General features: G+C 52.7%; 14 protein-coding genes. 5 read left to right on the top strand and 9 right to left on the bottom strand.

The annotated features are described in order from the left end of the window. Positions 1-280 precede the first annotated feature (280 nt). Complete coding sequence (locus JUJ53_RS13330) at positions 281-1,399, bottom strand: serine protease (RefSeq protein WP_204152523.1); 1,119 nt, start codon at positions 1,397-1,399, stop codon at positions 281-283. Between the two features lie 17 nt (positions 1,400-1,416). After that, entirely contained in the window at positions 1,417-1,746 is a 330-nt protein-coding gene (locus JUJ53_RS13335) for a CU044_2847 family protein (RefSeq protein ID WP_204152524.1), read from the bottom strand. Between the two features lie 460 nt (positions 1,747-2,206). Here JUJ53_RS13335 and JUJ53_RS13340 point away from each other — a divergent pair, with 460 nt between their 5' ends. Together JUJ53_RS13340 and JUJ53_RS13345 are read left to right on the top strand one after the other, a co-directional pair. Next, a complete protein-coding gene (locus JUJ53_RS13340; protein ID WP_204152525.1) occupies positions 2,207-2,437 on the top strand; it encodes a hypothetical protein in 231 nt (76 codons plus the stop codon). Between the two features lie 101 nt (positions 2,438-2,538). Continuing rightward, positions 2,539-3,144, top strand: a complete 606-nt coding sequence (locus tag JUJ53_RS13345) for an SMI1/KNR4 family protein (protein WP_204152526.1) — start codon at positions 2,539-2,541, stop codon at positions 3,142-3,144. A gap of 220 nt (positions 3,145-3,364) precedes the next feature. Here the strand turns inward: JUJ53_RS13345 and JUJ53_RS13350 are convergent, their stop codons facing one another. From JUJ53_RS13350 to JUJ53_RS13365, 4 genes are all read right to left on the bottom strand, one after another. After that, entirely contained in the window at positions 3,365-4,456 is a 1,092-nt protein-coding gene (locus JUJ53_RS13350; RefSeq protein ID WP_204152527.1) for a class I SAM-dependent methyltransferase, read from the bottom strand. Positions 4,457-4,936: 480 nt separating this feature from the next. After that, a complete protein-coding gene (locus JUJ53_RS13355) occupies positions 4,937-6,571 on the bottom strand; it encodes an alpha-D-glucose phosphate-specific phosphoglucomutase (RefSeq protein WP_204152528.1) in 1,635 nt (544 codons plus the stop codon). Positions 6,572-6,766: 195 nt separating this feature from the next. Continuing rightward, the gene (locus tag JUJ53_RS13360; protein WP_239125036.1) at positions 6,767-7,432 is read right to left on the bottom strand and encodes a YqiA/YcfP family alpha/beta fold hydrolase; all 666 of its coding nucleotides are present in this window, start codon (positions 7,430-7,432) and stop codon (positions 6,767-6,769) included. After that, the gene (locus JUJ53_RS13365; protein ID WP_204152529.1) at positions 7,429-8,076 is read right to left on the bottom strand and encodes a GNAT family N-acetyltransferase; all 648 of its coding nucleotides are present in this window, start codon (positions 8,074-8,076) and stop codon (positions 7,429-7,431) included. The genes JUJ53_RS13360 and JUJ53_RS13365 overlap by 4 nt, the downstream gene beginning before the upstream one ends. Positions 8,077-8,522: 446 nt before the next feature. Between JUJ53_RS13365 and JUJ53_RS13370 the strand changes: the two genes are divergently transcribed. Together JUJ53_RS13370 and JUJ53_RS13375 are read left to right on the top strand one after the other, a co-directional pair. Beyond that, positions 8,523-8,711, top strand: a complete 189-nt coding sequence (locus JUJ53_RS13370) for a hypothetical protein (protein ID WP_204152530.1) — start codon at positions 8,523-8,525, stop codon at positions 8,709-8,711. A gap of 333 nt (positions 8,712-9,044) precedes the next feature. Continuing rightward, positions 9,045-12,617 (top strand): response regulator, encoded by a 3,573-nt coding sequence (locus JUJ53_RS13375; RefSeq protein WP_204152531.1) that lies wholly within the window; start codon positions 9,045-9,047, stop codon positions 12,615-12,617. A 7-nt stretch (positions 12,618-12,624) separates the two neighbouring features. Here the strand turns inward: JUJ53_RS13375 and JUJ53_RS13380 are convergent, their stop codons facing one another. Then, complete coding sequence (locus JUJ53_RS13380) at positions 12,625-13,854, bottom strand: URC4/urg3 family protein (protein WP_204152532.1); 1,230 nt, start codon at positions 13,852-13,854, stop codon at positions 12,625-12,627. Between the two features lie 122 nt (positions 13,855-13,976). Beyond that, on the bottom strand, positions 13,977-14,612 hold the full coding sequence (gene upp / locus JUJ53_RS13385; protein ID WP_204152533.1) for a uracil phosphoribosyltransferase: 636 nt from the start codon (positions 14,610-14,612) through the stop codon (positions 13,977-13,979). Positions 14,613-14,838: 226 nt separating this feature from the next. Between upp and JUJ53_RS13390 the strand changes: the two genes are divergently transcribed. After that, entirely contained in the window at positions 14,839-16,092 is a 1,254-nt protein-coding gene (locus tag JUJ53_RS13390; protein WP_204152534.1) for a GTP cyclohydrolase II, read from the top strand. Positions 16,093-16,283: 191 nt separating this feature from the next. Here JUJ53_RS13390 and JUJ53_RS13395 read toward each other — a convergent pair whose 3' ends face one another. Then, positions 16,284-16,838 carry a M23 family metallopeptidase gene (locus tag JUJ53_RS13395; protein WP_343327955.1) on the bottom strand — a complete coding sequence of 185 codons (555 nt, stop codon included), beginning with the start codon at positions 16,836-16,838 and terminating at the stop codon, positions 16,284-16,286. Between the last annotated feature and the right edge of the window lie 235 nt (positions 16,839-17,073).

The raw sequence follows: 17,073 nt of genomic DNA on the forward strand, positions 1-17,073 counted from the left end.
GGCTGTTCATCCATGACTACAATCGCCAAATCAGACAAAAGCTGGCGGAGCAAGGTAACCTCGTTTTTTCCTTTGTCCTGCAATAAAATGCACTACCGACTATATCTTACTCTGAACAATACCAAAAGTTAATGATTATCTTGGCATGAAGCGTACAGTCCCTCAGTTTTTTGGAGATGCAAAGCATTAAATCTTGATCACTATCTACCCAGCTACTAACATCATGTCAACTTAATCAAGAACGTCAAAAACACGAAGATTCAGGCATCTTCACGCAGCCTTAGCCACTTCGCAGCTTTTCAATCAAATAGTCTATGTGCTTTCTCACTAAAAAAGATATTTCATCACTAATTTGCGGTGGAATATTATCCTTAATGCAATCAAGGGCTGCTAAGTATGTGTTTAAGGGAGGTGAAGGAGGGAGGGAACTAGAAACTTCGCTTAGATCGCTCACTTTACCTGAAAGTATAGAAATGTATATCATTTCTATATAGTATTTCAATTCTTTTTCAAATTCTTCCATTACTATACTTCGTTGCAAGAGCACATCTTTGTCTTCAATGCTAGAAGATTCCGCAACATATTGTTTCCCAAAGACAGATTGAATGACAACATCAAGTAACGGTTGTGGGTTTCCAAGCCAGTCGAGAGCTTCACAAACTTTCGAGCTAACAAAGAGTCTTAGAAATTTATCTGAAAGCGAATCAGTCAACTCACCTGCCTTGATGCATGGTCTCATGGTTAACCTCTTATAAAGGGTAGGGAGATTATTAAACAAGACATGGCGAATGGATTCTATGTAAGCTGCCTCACCCTTTTGCCCATTTTCCTTACTTTTACATATGATGCCGACAACATCATATGAGTTTTCAAATAGAACAGGGGAACCGCTATATCCAGGCAGTAGTTGACTACTTAAAAGTTCAAGTTCCAAGACTTTGTGGCGACTGCCGCCTGAAACAAGACGAGATGGGCTTAACTTTGATTGACCAAAGATTTCTCCTATGTATTTCTGGCGCGTTCCGCTATCTTGGTAGTGACCAAAACTCCAAAACTTAAAATACCTGGAAGCACGATTGAGTTCTGTGTTGCTAAAAAATTTTAATCTAAGTGGCCGTTTTCTGAGTAGCTCTTCTCCTTCTACTCTCAAAACTGCCAAGTCATATCCCTTAATCAGTTTACCTAAGTCTTTCTCATCATGTCCCACTAATTGAACAGGATAATTTTCATCTATTCTTGCCTTTCCAACTCCACCTACACCACCCAGCACATGTGCACAGGTTAGCCAATAAGTAAAGTTTTTCTCCTTATGTATTAAAAAACTGCTGCCAAACTCATTTCTATCACTGTCAGCACTGACTATTAAAGATACTGAGTCTTGCGGAGAGCTTTCTTCCATAGAGAACATTTCCCGAATTAATTACTCGATGAAACGTTGTTTTGCTTGATTATCAATCTAACTTTCAAATTAGCACTAGTTTTTGAGCTGGCTATGTAGACATTGCCTTCACCTTCAAAACATAGACCAACCTCAATCTCAGCCTGCTCTATATGCACTGATTCCTCAACATTTTTCCACGCATTACTAACCGAGTGACAAACTCTTTTCAAAACTGGCGACACTACGTCGAGGCTAGATTGAACCCTTTTTGCGGCAGAACCACCAGATATCTGTCGAGCTTCGCTAGGATCAAGCTCTACTTCCACAAGAGTCCCATCGTCTAGACGGATCAGTTTGCTATGCACTGCTTACCAACCTCATGATAATTGGCGTATTGTTATAAGCTTTTGGAAAACCGATGCTTGTGAGAATGAGCACTCAGAAGCATGGCGCTATTATAGTGCAACGTTAAATCATGTGCTACTGGTACAAAAGTATACTTAAAGTTTTTGTACTATATGATACGTCTAGTGTCTTGCGTAAACGCAATCAATGAATGATTACATGATCCATGACCTCGAAACTCCATAGGGAACTTGGTTATTATTACAATCGAGTCACTTTTGCTGTCTAATATGCCTAGCTGGTCAGTGCTCCTCTTTTTGATTGGATTGTAGAATTACGACATATCTTACGTGTTCCATGAACACCACCTTGTTTCTGTGTGCTTGCCCCTAGAGATACTATCCGCCTTCGGCTCGACCATCGAAGAGGGACTACGGCGGGGCCCGCAGCGCGACCAGATGCTGAGCCTACTTCACCGGCGTGTGGCGACAGGCCGAAACCAGCGAGCCACCGGGGCAACCTGAGCTACTGCAAGCCCTCAGCAACGCCCCCTTAGCGCTCCCGGAACTAGTCGCGGCAACTGGACTCTCTCCTGATGCAGTCACCGCTGCCCTCAAGACCCTCTGCGACCATGATGTGGTGATTCAAGAGGGCGATCGCTTGCAGTTCACCGTCGAACTCATGCGACGATGGGTACAGCAGCGTTCCTAGCGCCATCTATCGAGTATTATCGGCATAGCAGAGATACCCAATCGTCTCCAGCCTCCTAAGATACCTTGCCCCTTTCCTATTGCGAGTATCAGAATTTTTCTATGAATGACCTAACGGATGCACTCGATCGAATTCTTGCCTGGATACGGGAGCACAAACCCGAGTATATCAGTCGGTTTCTGCCAGGATTATCCTTAGACGAACTTAAAACAAAGCTGAAGCCATTCCCCTGCCACCTGCCCCAAGAACTCTATACCCTCTACCAATGGCACAACGGCATCAGCAACGATAACTGGGAATGTGGCATCTTTATTAATCATGTATTTCTGGATATAGACTATGCCCTAGATCAAGCCATGGAAGGATATATCAACGATCCGTTTCAGATCGATGATAGAGGAGAGGAAGATTTGCCAACCTATGTATTTCCCTTCTGTGGTTTTGAAGGAGAGCATTTTGTCGTCGAGGGGATGGATTTTGAGTCCGACTCATCTCCTGTCTATTTTATGGATCAACTGGGTAAGATTCACTTAGCTTTTACGAGCCTAACCACAATGATGTTGGCCCTAGCTGAGTGTTATGAGACCGGCCTCTATGAGATTTCTGAAGAAGGACTCATTGAAATTGTAGATGAAGAGGCTTTTGGGGCTGTCCGACTTGCTTATAATCCAGGAACTGTGCCCAGAATCTATGATGAAGGATGCTAGGGCAGGTCTCTAAGGTTCAAACAACGGCATATCAGACCATGAGCGGTCTAGGTGCATTGACGCTATAGCTTTATCCGACCTACATCTTGGTGAGATGTGCTGGGTCATGCCATCTCTTAACCCAAGCTGAAAGGCTGGTGGACATCTGGGGACGTATGGGACACCATTGCTCATACGTCTTATTGGTTAGCTTGCTATGATCCTATGTGGGCTAAAAGCACTAAAATCGCCTCCAATTTGTTCGTTTTTCCTTAAAGAGCTCTTTATCTCCACAGACTACCGTTAGCCAATCTAGTCCTCCGATGTAGCTGCCGACTCGAACTTCAGACGAGTAAATGACGTCTAGCCCTGCTATTTTCAGCATGTCTTCTAGCCCCTCTCGGGAAAAAGACCATAGGTGTACTGGATCCGGCTTGCGCATCAATGGCTTGCCAATCGTTTGTGCAAGGGGAGATGCTATCAAAATCACCTCTGATCTGAAGCCAGCTAACTGTTCTAGGAAGCTCAGTGGATCGTTGAGATGTTCCATAAACTCAAACATCGAGATAATGTCATACGGGTTGTTTTGCGTTGACATTTCAGATAACAAAGAAAAAGCTTCTTTTGTAAAAAACTGGCGATCAGGAAGCTTAAGCTGGTTGGCGAACTTAATTTTCCCCTCTTGCATATCGCATCCTGTAATCTCCCAGTTTTGGCAGCCGTAGCGCTTGGGATCTACGGAGTTGATAATTTGCCCAAACCCGCATCCGATGTCTAGCCAACGGATGGCTTGCTCGCTGTTTTTAGTCGAGAGCAAGCCGAATAATACTTCAATTAAATAAACTCCGTAGGATACCCGAAAAGCATGATTGATGTTATGCGATAAGGTGCTGTTATCGTTGTAGAATGATTCACCAGAAGAATTTAAGTCTGAATCTACTGCCATATTAGAAAACTTGGCGCTTTGATTGGAGTAGAACTCATCATACTTCTCAGATGAAAACCGAACATGGGGTTTAAGAGTTTCAGGACGAATATGTCCTGCTTCTAGCGCCTCAGCGGTTCGATTATTAGCTTGTTCCCATAATGCTAAAGAATTTACGTTCAGCTTAATCGTTTCAATAATTCTATGGATCTTAGCTTCTCTAGCCTTGATCGTTGGTTCAGACAAGACTCTAGTAGCTTCTTGAATCGTATCAGCCAACATTGCAAAGGCTAGCTGATGATGTTCTTTCAGCGTGGAAACGTTGTCTTCTAAGACTGATAAACTTTCTAATTGAATGGGAGAGATAAGAAGATCTATTAGTTCTTGGCATTTTTCAGAATCATACATAACAATTTAATCAGCTCCATGTAGTACGAAATGTCATGCCGCCAAGTACCTACCTGTCAGGACACATCAGAGTCGAGTTGTTGACCTGAAATCCTACGCCTGAGTTGGTTGTGTAACGATTCCCCAACGGAGAAAGTACCATAGAATTATATCAATGTCTACATCAATGTCTATAGAATAACCTCTAGAGCAGCAAGTCTCAGGGTCATCATTTCGCTCGATCTTGTTGAGAACAGAATCAATCGTGCAGGTTGGACAAGCTGCTAGACACCCTGAGAACTACTGTCTGTAAAGAGATCGTTAACGGGCAATCGGAAGAATAACTGGCTTGAGCTTCCTTCTCCTTTACAGGTTGTAAGACTCCTCCTTTCCTTACGTCAAGATCAGGTTAGATTAACCTATTCATTTTCCAAATTAAACCTATGAGCCTCCCAAATCATTGGGAATTAGGAGGCTAGATAACCCATCTAGGGCGATCGCTTAGGTGATCACCGTGGGCTGGTCGCGGCCGGTGAGGGCTTTGATTTGGGCCATTTCATGGGCGATCGCAATCAGGTCACCCAAGGCATCTTGGGGATCGAGGCCCTGCTTGGTTGGATCCGCTTCGTAGCTTTCTAGGTACAGCCGTAGAGTTGCGCCCTTGGTGCCGGTACCCGAGAGGCGGAAGACAATGCGGGAGCCATCGGTGAAGCCAATACGAATGCCCTGTTTTTTGCTGATGCTGCCGTCTACGGGGTCGGTGTAGCTAAAGTCATCGCCATAGTCCACCTCATAGGTGCCGTACACCTTACCCTTGAGCGTCGGGACAAGCGATCGCAAGTTATCCATCAGTTGGTGAGCCGGTTCGCTGGCCACTTCTTCGTAGTCATGGCGGGAGTAGTAGTTGCGACCATAGGTTTTCCAGTGCTCGGTGACGATCGCTTCCACAGACTCTTGACGAACAGCTAAGACATTCAGCCAAAATAAGACCGCCCACAGACCATCTTTTTCCCGCACGTGGTTCGAGCCGGTGCCAAAACTTTCCTCGCCGCAGAGGGTAGCCTTCCCGGCGTCGAGTAAGTTGCCGAAAAACTTCCATCCAGTGGGGGTTTCATAGCAGTCAATGCCCAGGGCTGCCGCGACGCGATCGGGGGCTTGGCTGGTGGGCATAGATCGGGCGATGCCGGCCAGACCGTCTTTGTAGCCGGGCACTAGGGTAGCGTTAGCGGCCAAGACGGCTAAGCTATCGCTAGGGGTGACGAAGAAGCGTTGTCCGAGGATCATGTTGCGATCGCCGTCTCCATCCGAGGCAGCTCCAAAATCAGGCGCATCCTTGCCAAACAAGAGTTCTACCAGGTCATGGGCATAGACCAGGTTAGGATCGGGGTGGCCGCCGCCGAAGTCTTCTAGGGGAACGCCATTCACCACTGTGCCCGCTGGAGCACCCAGCATCTGTTCAAAAATCACCTGAGCATAGGGCCCTGTAACGGCGTGCATCGAGTCCATGCTCATGCGGAAGGCGGTGCTGCTCAGGTAAGCACGGATGCGATCGAAGTCAAAGAGAGACTGCATCAGTTCGGCGTAGTCGGCAACGGCGTCGATCACCTCCACCGTCATCTCGCCGAGCTGCACGGCCCCCAGTTGGTCGAGATCCACATCCGCAACTTCTAGGATCTTGAATTGGTCGATCGTTTGGCTGCGGGCATAGATAGCTTCCGTCACCTTTTCGGGGGCAGGGCCGCCATTGCCGATGTTGTACTTAATGCCAAAGTCGCCATCGGGGCCGCCGGGGTTGTGGCTGGCGGATAGGATGATGCCTCCAAAGGCTTGATATTTACGGATGATGCAGGAGGCTGCGGGCGTTGACAAGATACCGCCTTGACCCACCAACACGCGCCCAAAGCCGTTGGCTGCCGCCATTTTCAGAATGACCTGGATGGCGACCCGGTTGTAGTATCGTCCATCGCCGCCCACCACTAGGGTGCTGCCGGCATAGCCTTCTAGGCTATCGAAGATGGATTGAACAAAATTTTCGAGGTAGTGCCGGGTTTGAAATGCAGTGACGGACTTACGTAGGCCAGATGTGCCGGGTTTTTGGTCATCGAAGGGTTGGGTAGAGACAGTATGTATGTTCATCAGGATCTTCTTTTGACGAGGTTGGCCCGAACTTCCATCAACTTATCAGGTCAGTTACCCCTATGGGCAATTTTCTCGGGGAAGGCGATCGCTCCGTAGAATCACCCTTGAGAATCGGTGGTCTGGATCGTGGATTCCCGTTGATCCAGTGGCATACAGGCAAGCCAGGGGGGCGATCGCGCTCGACTATCCTGCCTAGGGTTCTGAAATCCCACAAAACTGTTGGATCGCTTGCCAAAGTTGGGGCTGCACCTTGCCCAAACTATGATCGTCCTCCAGCTCCACCAAGCTCACCCAGGGGCGATCGGCCGCATAGGCGCGGCTGGCGGATATGGGAATCACCTCATCGGATCGTCCATGGAGAATCAAGGTCGGCAGCGATCGCTTCAGGTTCGTTTCATCATAGGTTTGAGCATCGGTGATAAACCCATAATGCAGCGGTAGGTGCGCTTGGGCTGTGTAGTGATACACCTGTAGATAGCCGGTGGTTTGCCAGTGGGCCACCTGGTCGGCACCTAGGCGGGGTAGCCAGTGGTCGAGAAATTGAAAGGCCGGGGCGAGCAACACTAAGCGATCGACGGTGGGTGCCTGTTCTGCCAGCCAAGCAGCGGTGAGGCCGCCAAAGCTGGAGCCAATCAGGGTCACCGATGAGGAGGCTGTGGCTAGGATCTCCTGCACCTGCTGCAGTTGACGCGTCAGGGTCAGATGGGAGAAGTCGTCTTGGTTGAGGTCGGGAATCGCCACGGTGATGCCTGATTCTCGTAGGCGATCGCCAAGGTACTGGGCCTTCGCCGATGCGGGGCTGGAGGCAAAGCCATGCAGGTAGATCATGGAGGGGCGATCGCGCTCTAGACAAGTCATGGGGACGATGGAGTGAGGGCCTTGCCCATCAGCAACTGCTGGGGACGCTTGAGCAACATCGATCCCACACTGGTGTCCGCCCGCTGCAGCCGAAATCCGAGCTGATGGTAAAGCCGGCGCGCATTGGCGTTATTGTCCAACACATGGAGACAAATTTCGGGATAGCCCCAATCTAAAGCAATCCGCTCACAAACGCCTAGAAGCTGTTTGGCTACCCCCTGCCGCCGATAGTGGGGCTGCACCGCTAGGTTGGAAATATAGAGGTATTGCTGCCGCTGGGGCTGCCAAAGCTTGGGATAGCGCAGAGCCATTTCCACCGTGCCGGCAATCGGAGCATCCAGCGATCGCCGTCCCTCGGTTGCTACCTCAGGATCCACCGCCACTAAACAGACCGTATGGGGATCACGAGCATAAAAGCGATGGCGCAAATCCTCATAGATGCCCAAGCGAAACACCGGATTGAGCCAAGCCCCTAGCCCTTCTTGAGGGTGAAAGCATTGGGTGAGCATGTCAGCGAGGAGCGGCAAGTCTGGCTGCCGCACAGTGCGAATCAGACAAGCTGCACCATTTCTGAGGCGATCGCTTGACTGCCAGCTATAGGTCTCAGCAGACGGTTGGGATTGCCCCGTCATAAACGTGGACATGATGCGGTAAGGGTGAATGGTGTAGGCGAAACGTAGCGACGTTAGGCGGCACTCTAAACGCAGGAATCTTTTTAGAATTCTAGCGCTTATGAGCTTTGAGGTGGAATAGTAGCCTAGACGCGCTACTACGACAACTACTACGTGGACTTATGGTAAGTGGACTTATGGTAAGTGGGCTTATGGTAAGTGGACTTAGTGGTGGACTCATAAGTGAACTCAATTAGTCAATTCAAGTCAATGAAGCTTGACAGGTTGCGACGGCGCTCAACCCTCTTCTCATCAGGATTTGAGCCTTAAGCGCCGTCAATATGAGCAACGTCACCCTGCTTACCAATAGTTCCATCTAGACTACGGCTCTAACCTTTAATTCTGGGGGAAGCAGGGTGTTGAGGGCCAGGGACGTCGATTCACGCTTCTCAACAAGATAGTTTAGGAATAAAGCTTCTATGATAAAAGTTGGGAATACTAAAGCAACCCAGTTTGTGCAGGGGCATGGAGTGGATGGCAAGGTTGCGACTACCCTCGACAACCATCAAAGCTTGGGAGCTTCGGCTCACCCTCTAGTGTGCGATAGGCTGCTTAAGTGTAGTGCGGTAGCCGATGTCAAGGCTAACGATGCTCAGCAAGAAGGCTAGAATCTTAAGCAGGCTATCAGACGATTGAACGAGACAAATTTCTCTGGGTGCATCAGACCAGTCCTGAATAACTGAATATTCGTTGAATGACGTGATTAATGTGCGATCGCATTCACTCTGCCTACTCTTACCTACCAACGGAGTTTGTCCAGCAGCAGGGCCACCTATGACGGGTTATGGGCCTGTGGTTCTCCTCAACTCAGCCCGAGGCTGCCACAGTTCAGAATCTCGTGCTAACCGTCCTCGTGTGACAACATCGTTCCATTTTTGAGGTCATGCAATCTACCCCCCTACTCTCATCAGACGAATGCCCCCATGGCAGGAGCATAGTGCATGAAATCTCCTGATAGCGAAAAGCCTAAAATTCTGGTGGTTGATGACGAACCAGACAATCTTGACCTGCTCTACCGCACCTTTTATCGGGAATTTAAGGTATTGCGGGCAGAAAGTGGGCCAGTCGCGCTGGAGATTTTAGCTGCCGAGGGAGATATCGCGGTGATCATTTCAGATCAGCGAATGCCCTCCATGAGTGGCACAGAGTTTCTGAGTCTGACAGCAACCCAATATCCTGACATCATTCGGATCATTTTGACCGGCTACACCGACGTTGAAGATCTGGTGGAGGCGATTAATGCTGGGAAGGTCTTCAAGTATGTCACCAAGCCCTGGGATGATGAAGAGCTGAAAACCGTGGTGCGCCAAGCGGTGGATACCCATAATGTCTTGAGAACCCGCACCCAAGAACTGCGTCGCACGTTGCGCCAAGAGTCGTTGCTGAACACCATTAGCAGCGCCATTCGTGGTGCGCTGAACTACCAATATATTTTCCAAACCATCGTGGATACGGTGGGGCATATGTTTGAGGTGGACTGCTGTCTGCTGCGGCCTTGCCAAGATGAACTGATGACCGATGAGGTGTTCACCTACCTGAGTGCGGCGGCCCAGGGCGATCGCGTTGACCTCCCCAGTGAGTCGGATACGCCAGATGCGTCAGATGCGCCAGATGCGCCAGATGTCTCAGATGCCACCACCAGTCCCCTGATCCATACGCTGTGGGAAACGGAAACCATTCAGGTGATTCAAGATACGGTCACCGATGAGCGACTAGAGCGATCGGCTCCCAACGGCGGCTGCGTTCGCCACATCTATAGCCAGGCCAATATTCGTTCAACGTTGATTGTGCCTCTGATTTGTCAGCAAGAACTGATGGCGGTGCTGGCCCTGCATCAGCAGCAGCCTCGCGTTTGGCAGGATGACGATGTGCAACTGATTGCCATGGTGGCCAACCAAGCCGCCCCAGCCTTGGCCCAAGCGCGGGCCTATGAAAAGCTGCGGGCCTTGGCTCGGCGAGAGGCTTTGGTCAATACCATCACCACGGCCATTCGGTCGAGTTTGAATCCCCAAGACATTTTCGCGGCGATTACCCAGCAACTGGGGCAGGCGCTGCATACCGACGGCTGTGCCCTATCGCTGTGGACGGCTGGGGATGAATTTGTCCAATGTGTGGGGCTGCATGATGCCACCGATCAAAACGCAGAGCAGCCGTTTACCCTGGGTGAGATTCATCCTGAGCCGCAGTCTGACTGGATGATCGCTAGTTCTGCCCAGGGTGAGGCTCCCTTGGTGCGATCGCACCTGCCGACGTCGCGGGTGCCGATTGAGGGAAATCCGGTGTTGCAGCAGCTTCTGTCCACCCAGAGTCCGGTGATTATTGACGATCTGGGCCATCATCCTGAGATGAATATGCCTGATCTCCCGCTGCGGTTGCCGGCCCGGGCGCTGTTGGTGGTGCCGCTGCTGTACAACGGTCATATCATTGGCAGCATTTCCCTGCGGCAGTCGAGCCGTTCTCGCCAGTGGCAGCAGGAGGAAATTGAGCTGGCCCAGGCCGTGGCCGTGCAGGCAGCGATCGCTGTTCAGCAGTCTCGCCTCTACCAAAAAACGCGTCAGCAGGCGGAGCAGTTGCTGGAGCTGGATCAGCAGAAAAATGAGCTGTTCCAAAATGTGTCCCACGAATTTCGCACGCCGCTCACGTTGACGATTGGCCCCCTAGAGGCAGCGATCGCCCAAGGGCAAGGTCTTTCCTACGATCAGTCTCAAATTGCCCTGCGCAACTCTCGCCGCCTGCTGCGCCTGGTGAATCAGCTCCTCGACATTCAGCGCTTGGATGCGGGCCGAATGCAGCCGCGTTTTCGCCCCTGTGATTTCAAGAGCTTCGTGGCCCAGATTGTGGATGCCTTCCATCACTATTGCGATCGCAAAGAGATTCACCTATCCACCGATCTGGAGGACTGCCTGCCCATTTATCTCGATCTAGAGAAATTTGACAAGGTTCTCTACAATCTCTTGTCGAACGCCATGAAGTTTACCCCAGCGGGGGGCAGCATTGTGGTCAGTTTGCGGTCGGCCAACGATCACTGTCTGCTGCAGGTGCGCGACACCGGCATTGGCATTCGTCCTGATCAAATTCCCCATTTGTTTGACCGTTTTCGCCAGGCGGATGGGTCTGCCAACCGTAAGTATGAGGGCAGTGGCCTGGGTCTGGCCTTGGTCAAGAAATTGGTGGAAATGCACGGCGGCAATCTCTCCGTTGAGTCGGAATATAGCAAGGGCAGTACGTTTACGGTGTGGCTGCAAACAGGTATTTCCCACCTGCCGCCGGATCAGGTGATTGAAGTGCCCATTGAAATGGAGTCGAGCCGCGCGGTGGTGGAACTGGCGGATATCGAAATCCATGCCACCGATCGCCCTGGGGATGGTGAGGGTGAGGTCGGCGAGGTGCTGGGTATTTTGCCCGAGGGGGCAGACGGCGAAACTGCGCCCACGATTCTGGTGGTGGATGACAACCCCGATCTGCGGCAATATGTCTCGGATATTTTGCGCAACGCCAGCTACCGGGTGGTGACGGCTCGGAACGGAGCGGAAGGTTTCCAGCTTGCCCAAACTCATCTGCCGCAGTTGATTCTCACAGATCTGATGATGCCCATGGTGTCTGGGCTGGAGATGATTCAGCAGCTTCGCCAAGATGAGACCCTCAAGGGGATCCCGGTGATCTTGCTCACCGCCCGTGCCGATGAAGACACCCGGATTGAAGGGGTGGAGCAGGGGGCTGATGCTTATTTGTCCAAACCGTTCAATGATCGCGAACTGTTAGCCGACGTGCGCAATCTGCTGGCCCTCAAGGCCAATGAGCGGCGGGTGGAAGAACTCAATCGCTATCTCACCGAGTCTGTTCTGCAGCGCTTCTTGCCGCCATCCTTGGTGAAAAAGGCGGCCCAGGGAGATTTGCTGCTTGATCTGCGCCCCGAGCCAAAGCTGGTGACCATTCTGTTTAGCGACATCATTGGCTTCACCCAGTTGTCTAACACCTTGCGATCGCGGCGGGTGTCGGAGCTGCTCAATGAATATCTCACGGAAATGACCCACGCCATTTTTGACCATGGGGGCACGGTGGATAAATTTATGGGAGATGCGATTTTGGCGATTTTTGGCGCGCCGGAAGAGCTTCCGCCCAGTGAGCAGGTGCATCGAGCGATCGCGGCGGCTCGTCAGATGTATGCGTCCCTGGAAGTTCTCAATGCCCGTTGGCAGGAACAGGGCATTGGCAAGGTGCAGTTCCGCTGCGGCATTCACCAAGGTACGGCGGTGGTGGGCATGTTTGGCGGTGCCGAGCGATCAGACTACACGGCGATCGGCCCTAGCGTGAACATTGCCGCCCGCATTCAAGAAGCCGCCACCCCCGACTCAATCTTGATTTCGGCAGCCGTAGCCGATTATCTGGAGCTGGAAGACGATGCGGTGACCAAATGCAGCCCGCTGAAGCTGAAGGGCGTGGATGAAACGGTGTTGACCTTCTCGATTAAGGCCCATCCCGACTCGTTTTATCGCAGCGCGCCCAGTAGCTAGAAAGTAGCTAAAACACAGTGCCGTCGCTTTGAATCTGCAGGGGTGGCGAGCCATCTCGCAGGTCTGCCGCGATCCGTCGCCCGGCAGCCCACGTGCCGCCTTCGAGAATTTTCACCAGCGGGAGCTGGGTGGCATCTTGCTGGCGGTTTTGGCGAATCGTTGCGGCAATCTGATCCAGCAAAACCACGGTCAGCGCCCGCCATTCAACAATCACCTCCGAGCCTGGTCGATGGCGATCGCTCATCACGCCCGCATGTTTTGGCTGCAGCAGTCCCAGATCTATACAGAGGCCACCGTTACGATATTCTGCCAGACCGGTGAGGGCATCGAGGTCGGTGATGGTGATGCCTAGGCTTTGCAGCGGCTCCAGCAGAGAATAGGTGAGCCACTGGGAGAGTTTATGGAAAGGCACCAGTTGGGAGCCTAGCTCGCCATCGGGCAGGCGGCTATGGGGCCAGACATCGCCTAAGTTCACCTGGGCGATCGCCTCCCGACCGGGCCAGATATCGCTCAATCCCTCTAGGACGACATCGAAGACGGCGGTGGCCGGTAGGCACTGATCGACCACTTGGGGGAGTAAGGCGTCCACTAAATTCCCTAACCGAGGGTGTTCTTGTCCAAAGAGGTGGGGATAGCGATGCAGCGATCGCCCCAGGGTTTGCAGCAGGCCCGCCCGCCCCTCTAGTCCTACTAAGGGATTGCGATCGCTCACCTGGAAGGCAGCGGCTAGGCGATCGGGGGTGAATTGCTGTAGACCTTGGGCATCGGCTTGCAGCGGCTGTTGGGCATCGCTGGACATTGTGCCGGCGGTGAAGGCATAAAAACTGGCGATCGCTAGCCCTTCTGAGCGGCGGTAGACCTCGTCGGTGCCGGGTTCGGAAAACTGCCAGGCGGCTCCAGCTCCGGCATCCAGCAGCACGCTGGTGATCGCTAGGTCGAACTGGATGCGGGCCCATTCGAGGGGATCGATCGTTCCTGCCTGCTGGCGGAGGTGGGCCAGGCGATCGCGGCCGCCGCTTTCAAAATGTCGCCAGCGACTGTGGAAGGGCACGGCCCAATCGGGATAGTTGGCCTCAATCACCTGGATGACGTAGTCGGCGGTGGCGTTGAGGCGAGTCAGGTCGCAGCGGAAATGGCTGAGCTGATCGGCACAGGCCAGGTCAAACAGTTGGCCACAGCGATCGCGAATGGCCGCTGTAGATCTTAGATAGGCAAGGGTGTCAGCCTCGGTTGCCATCACTCCTCCTAGTGGGTGAACTCAAGTCAATGAAAGCTGCCGGGTTTCGGCTCCGCTCAACCTTCTTTTGATCAGGATTGGGGCATTTCGACTGCGCTCAATGCTCCAATCGTTACGTTCTCCTAGCGCGTTCCATAGAGGCGATCGCCCGCATCCCCTAGCCCCGGCAGAATGTAGCCTTGGGCGTCAAGATGGTCATCCACGGAGGCGGTGTAGATGGGCACATCGGGATGTTCGCTATGGAAATGGGCGATGCCCTCGGGAGCCGCGAGCAGACAGACAAACTTAATAGAGAGCGGCCCCGCTTCCTTGAGTCGATCCACCGCCGCCACCGCCGAGTTGCCCGTCGCCAGCATTGGATCCACCACCAACATATCCCGCTGCTCAATATCCGTGGGCAGCTTGAAGTAATATTCCACCGCCATCAGGGAGCTAGGCTGTCGGTATAGGCCGATATGCCCCACCTTGGCTGTAGGGATCAGCTCCAACATGCCATCCAGCAGCCCCTGCCCGGCCCGCATGATGGAAATAATCGCCATTTTTTTATCCGCAGCCAGCATGGGCGCATCCATGGTGGTGAGAGGCGTTTGGATGGGGACATACTTGAGGGGAAGATCCCGCGTCACCTCGTAGGCTAGCAGCATGGCCACCTCTTTCAGCAACTTGCGGAAGTCTTGGGTATGGGTGTCCACGTGGCGCAAAAGCGAGAGCTTGTGCTGAACCAGTGGATGCGTAATCACATGAACCTCTGCTGCCATGAATCCCGATGTATGGTGGTAGATATCGAATACATGATCCCATGCGCCGGACAGACCAGCCCCTATAGTTCGGACGCAAGAGCGATCGCCCCCGCTTCAGTGATCGAGGTATCGCGCCTGAGTCCCTCGAACCGCCCCACCTGTGGCCTTCTGTCACCCCTGAAGCATTTCCATGGGTTCTGATTAGAATACACTACAACCTTTCCCCTCACTCGGATGGATCGATATGGTGAATAACCCGCAGAAGCCGAAGCACATCATTCTCACCTCCCATTCCCATCGTGCTAGCACCAAACGTATTCCCATTGAGTGGGGAGCTGCAGATCCCCAAGTGCGCGGCCCGGTGATCGGCTCTCCCCGCAGTTTGGCCTATCGCAATGTCATTGGTACCCATGCGGGCTCCTATGGCGTGTATCGAGCCTTGGCCGTGGCTAGCGGCGTCCTCGATCCAGCCCATCGTGCCGATCTCACTGACACCTCACCCGTGGTGCATATTGGCCCCTATCCCAGTTGGAGCGACCCCAGCAAGATTGTCTCCCTCGATCCCCTGGGCGGTTTGGTCAGTGAGGTCTTTCGGGATATGGCATCGGAGGATTACGACATTCTGCCCACCATTGCCATCACCAAAGCCCATATCAATATTCCTGAACTCCAGAGCGAGATTGATGCCGGCCGCATCGTGGCGGATGGCACCTTGCTGAAGGCCGATGGCAGTCTCGTGGTCACCAAGGCGGCAATTGATCCGGTGTGGTATTTGCCGGGGATTGCCCAGCGTCTTGATATTGAGGAGGCCGATCTGCGGCGCGTGCTGTTTCAACAAACGGGCGGCATGTTTCCAGAACTGGTCACCCGTCCCGATCTGCAGGTGTTTCTACCTCCCATTGGCGGTACCACGGTCTATATCGTCGGTGATATCAACACGGTGGCCGATCCCACCATACCTCTAGCAGTGCGGGTACATGATGAATGCAATGGTTCCGACGTGTTTGGCTCAGATATCTGCACCTGCCGTCCCTACCTAGTTCATGGCATCGAGGCCTGTATTCAAACTGCTCAGGAGGGCGGTGCTGGGGTGATTGTCTACTGCCGCAAGGAAGGCAGGGCCCTGGGCGAAGTCACTAAGTTCTTGGTCTACAACGCCCGCAAACGTCAAGAGGGGGGCGATCGCGCCGATGCCTATTTCCTACGCACCGAATGTGTAGCGGGGGTGCAGGATATGCGCTTCCAGGAACTGATGCCGGACGTGCTGCACTGGCTGGGCATCACCAAAATCGATCGCCTAGTCTCCATGAGTCAGATGAAGTACAACGCCATCACCCACTCGGGGATCGAGGTGGTGAAGCGGGTGCCGATCCCACCGGAGCTGATTCCAGCCGATGCCCAAGTGGAAATCGAGGCCAAGAAAGCTTCAGGCTACTACTCGGAAGACGGGGTTCGCGATGGAGATGAGCTAGCTCAGGTGAAGGGGCGAGACTACTAAATAGCCGCGGTTCCCTGGGTTAGGAGATTGTCCATCTCCGCAGCAAGCCCTAGGGATTGGTAGATGAGTAGGATGCGTCAGGCGTAGCCGTGACGCATCCAAGCTGTACTGATGATTGCACTGATGGCTGTACTGATGGCTGTACTGATGACGTAGACTGATGACGTAGACTGATGACGTAGACTGATGACTTAGCGCGATGCTGTTTGCTGGCTAGCATACATGGCCCGCAGAACCAAGGCTGGATCAACCCAGCTATTGTCATATTTCAGCCCCCAATGCAGATGGGGCCCAGTTGTTCGTCCCGTCATGCCCACCCGGCCAATGCGGGAACCTGCGGTGATGGTTTGCCCCTCACGGATTTGCAGCCCACCGCTGCGATCGCTCATGTAGCGTCCTTCACCATCAGATTCCACATAGCCCTGCATGTGGCAGTAAATATGCAGCCAAGGGCCTGACTCAATGACCACAGAGGTGCCGCAATTGCTGTCGTCGGACACTTCCACAACCTCCCCGCTCCACCAACTGCGAATGTAGCTGCCCTCCGGCGCGGCTAGATCGAGCCCATAGTGAAACTCTCGGTTATAGCCGCCGGTAGGCGATCCCCGATAGCCAAAGGGAGAGGTATAGGTTTGAAAGTCTTCCACGGGGAACGAGGCAGATAGCCAATCGCTCATCGCCACTTGAGACGGTTCAACCTGCTGAACATTAGCCGCCTCTGCAACGGTGAGAGGCTGGGTGCTGATGGCGGCCCTAGGCTGCGCTGATGACGTCTGGGCAGAGGCATGGAGCTGTTGATCAACCGCATGGTTGGACGTGGGGAAAGATGACCAAGTCGCAGACGCGGGCAACATCGGCTCAATGATCGGCAAAGCTGAGGTTTGCTGCCCCAAAACAGCGGCGGCTGAGGAGGACGGAGCTAGGGCCCGAACCATAGATTGATGGGTGCCTGCAACTAAAAACAGCACCAACCCAAAGATA

The organism is Leptolyngbya sp. CCY15150, from assembly GCF_016888135.1.
Classification (GTDB): domain Bacteria; phylum Cyanobacteriota; class Cyanobacteriia; order RECH01; family RECH01; genus RECH01.

Coding starts and splice junctions, on each gene's coding strand:
- JUJ53_RS13330 (WP_204152523.1), bottom strand. CDS start 1,399: ATGGAAGAAAGCTCTCCGCAAGACTCAGTATCTTTAATAGTCAGTGCT.
- JUJ53_RS13345 (WP_204152526.1), top strand. CDS start 2,539: ATGAATGACCTAACGGATGCACTCGATCGAATTCTTGCCTGGATACGG.
- JUJ53_RS13350 (WP_204152527.1), bottom strand. CDS start 4,456: ATGTATGATTCTGAAAAATGCCAAGAACTAATAGATCTTCTTATCTCT.
- JUJ53_RS13355 (WP_204152528.1), bottom strand. CDS start 6,571: ATGAACATACATACTGTCTCTACCCAACCCTTCGATGACCAAAAACCC.
- JUJ53_RS13360 (WP_239125036.1), bottom strand. CDS start 7,432: ATGACTTGTCTAGAGCGCGATCGCCCCTCCATGATCTACCTGCATGGC.
- JUJ53_RS13365 (WP_204152529.1), bottom strand. CDS start 8,076: ATGTCCACGTTTATGACGGGGCAATCCCAACCGTCTGCTGAGACCTAT.
- JUJ53_RS13370 (WP_204152530.1), top strand. CDS start 8,523: ATGATAAAAGTTGGGAATACTAAAGCAACCCAGTTTGTGCAGGGGCAT.
- JUJ53_RS13375 (WP_204152531.1), top strand. CDS start 9,045: ATGAAATCTCCTGATAGCGAAAAGCCTAAAATTCTGGTGGTTGATGAC.
- JUJ53_RS13380 (WP_204152532.1), bottom strand. CDS start 13,854: ATGGCAACCGAGGCTGACACCCTTGCCTATCTAAGATCTACAGCGGCC.
- upp (WP_204152533.1), bottom strand. CDS start 14,612: ATGGCAGCAGAGGTTCATGTGATTACGCATCCACTGGTTCAGCACAAG.
- JUJ53_RS13390 (WP_204152534.1), top strand. CDS start 14,839: ATGGTGAATAACCCGCAGAAGCCGAAGCACATCATTCTCACCTCCCAT.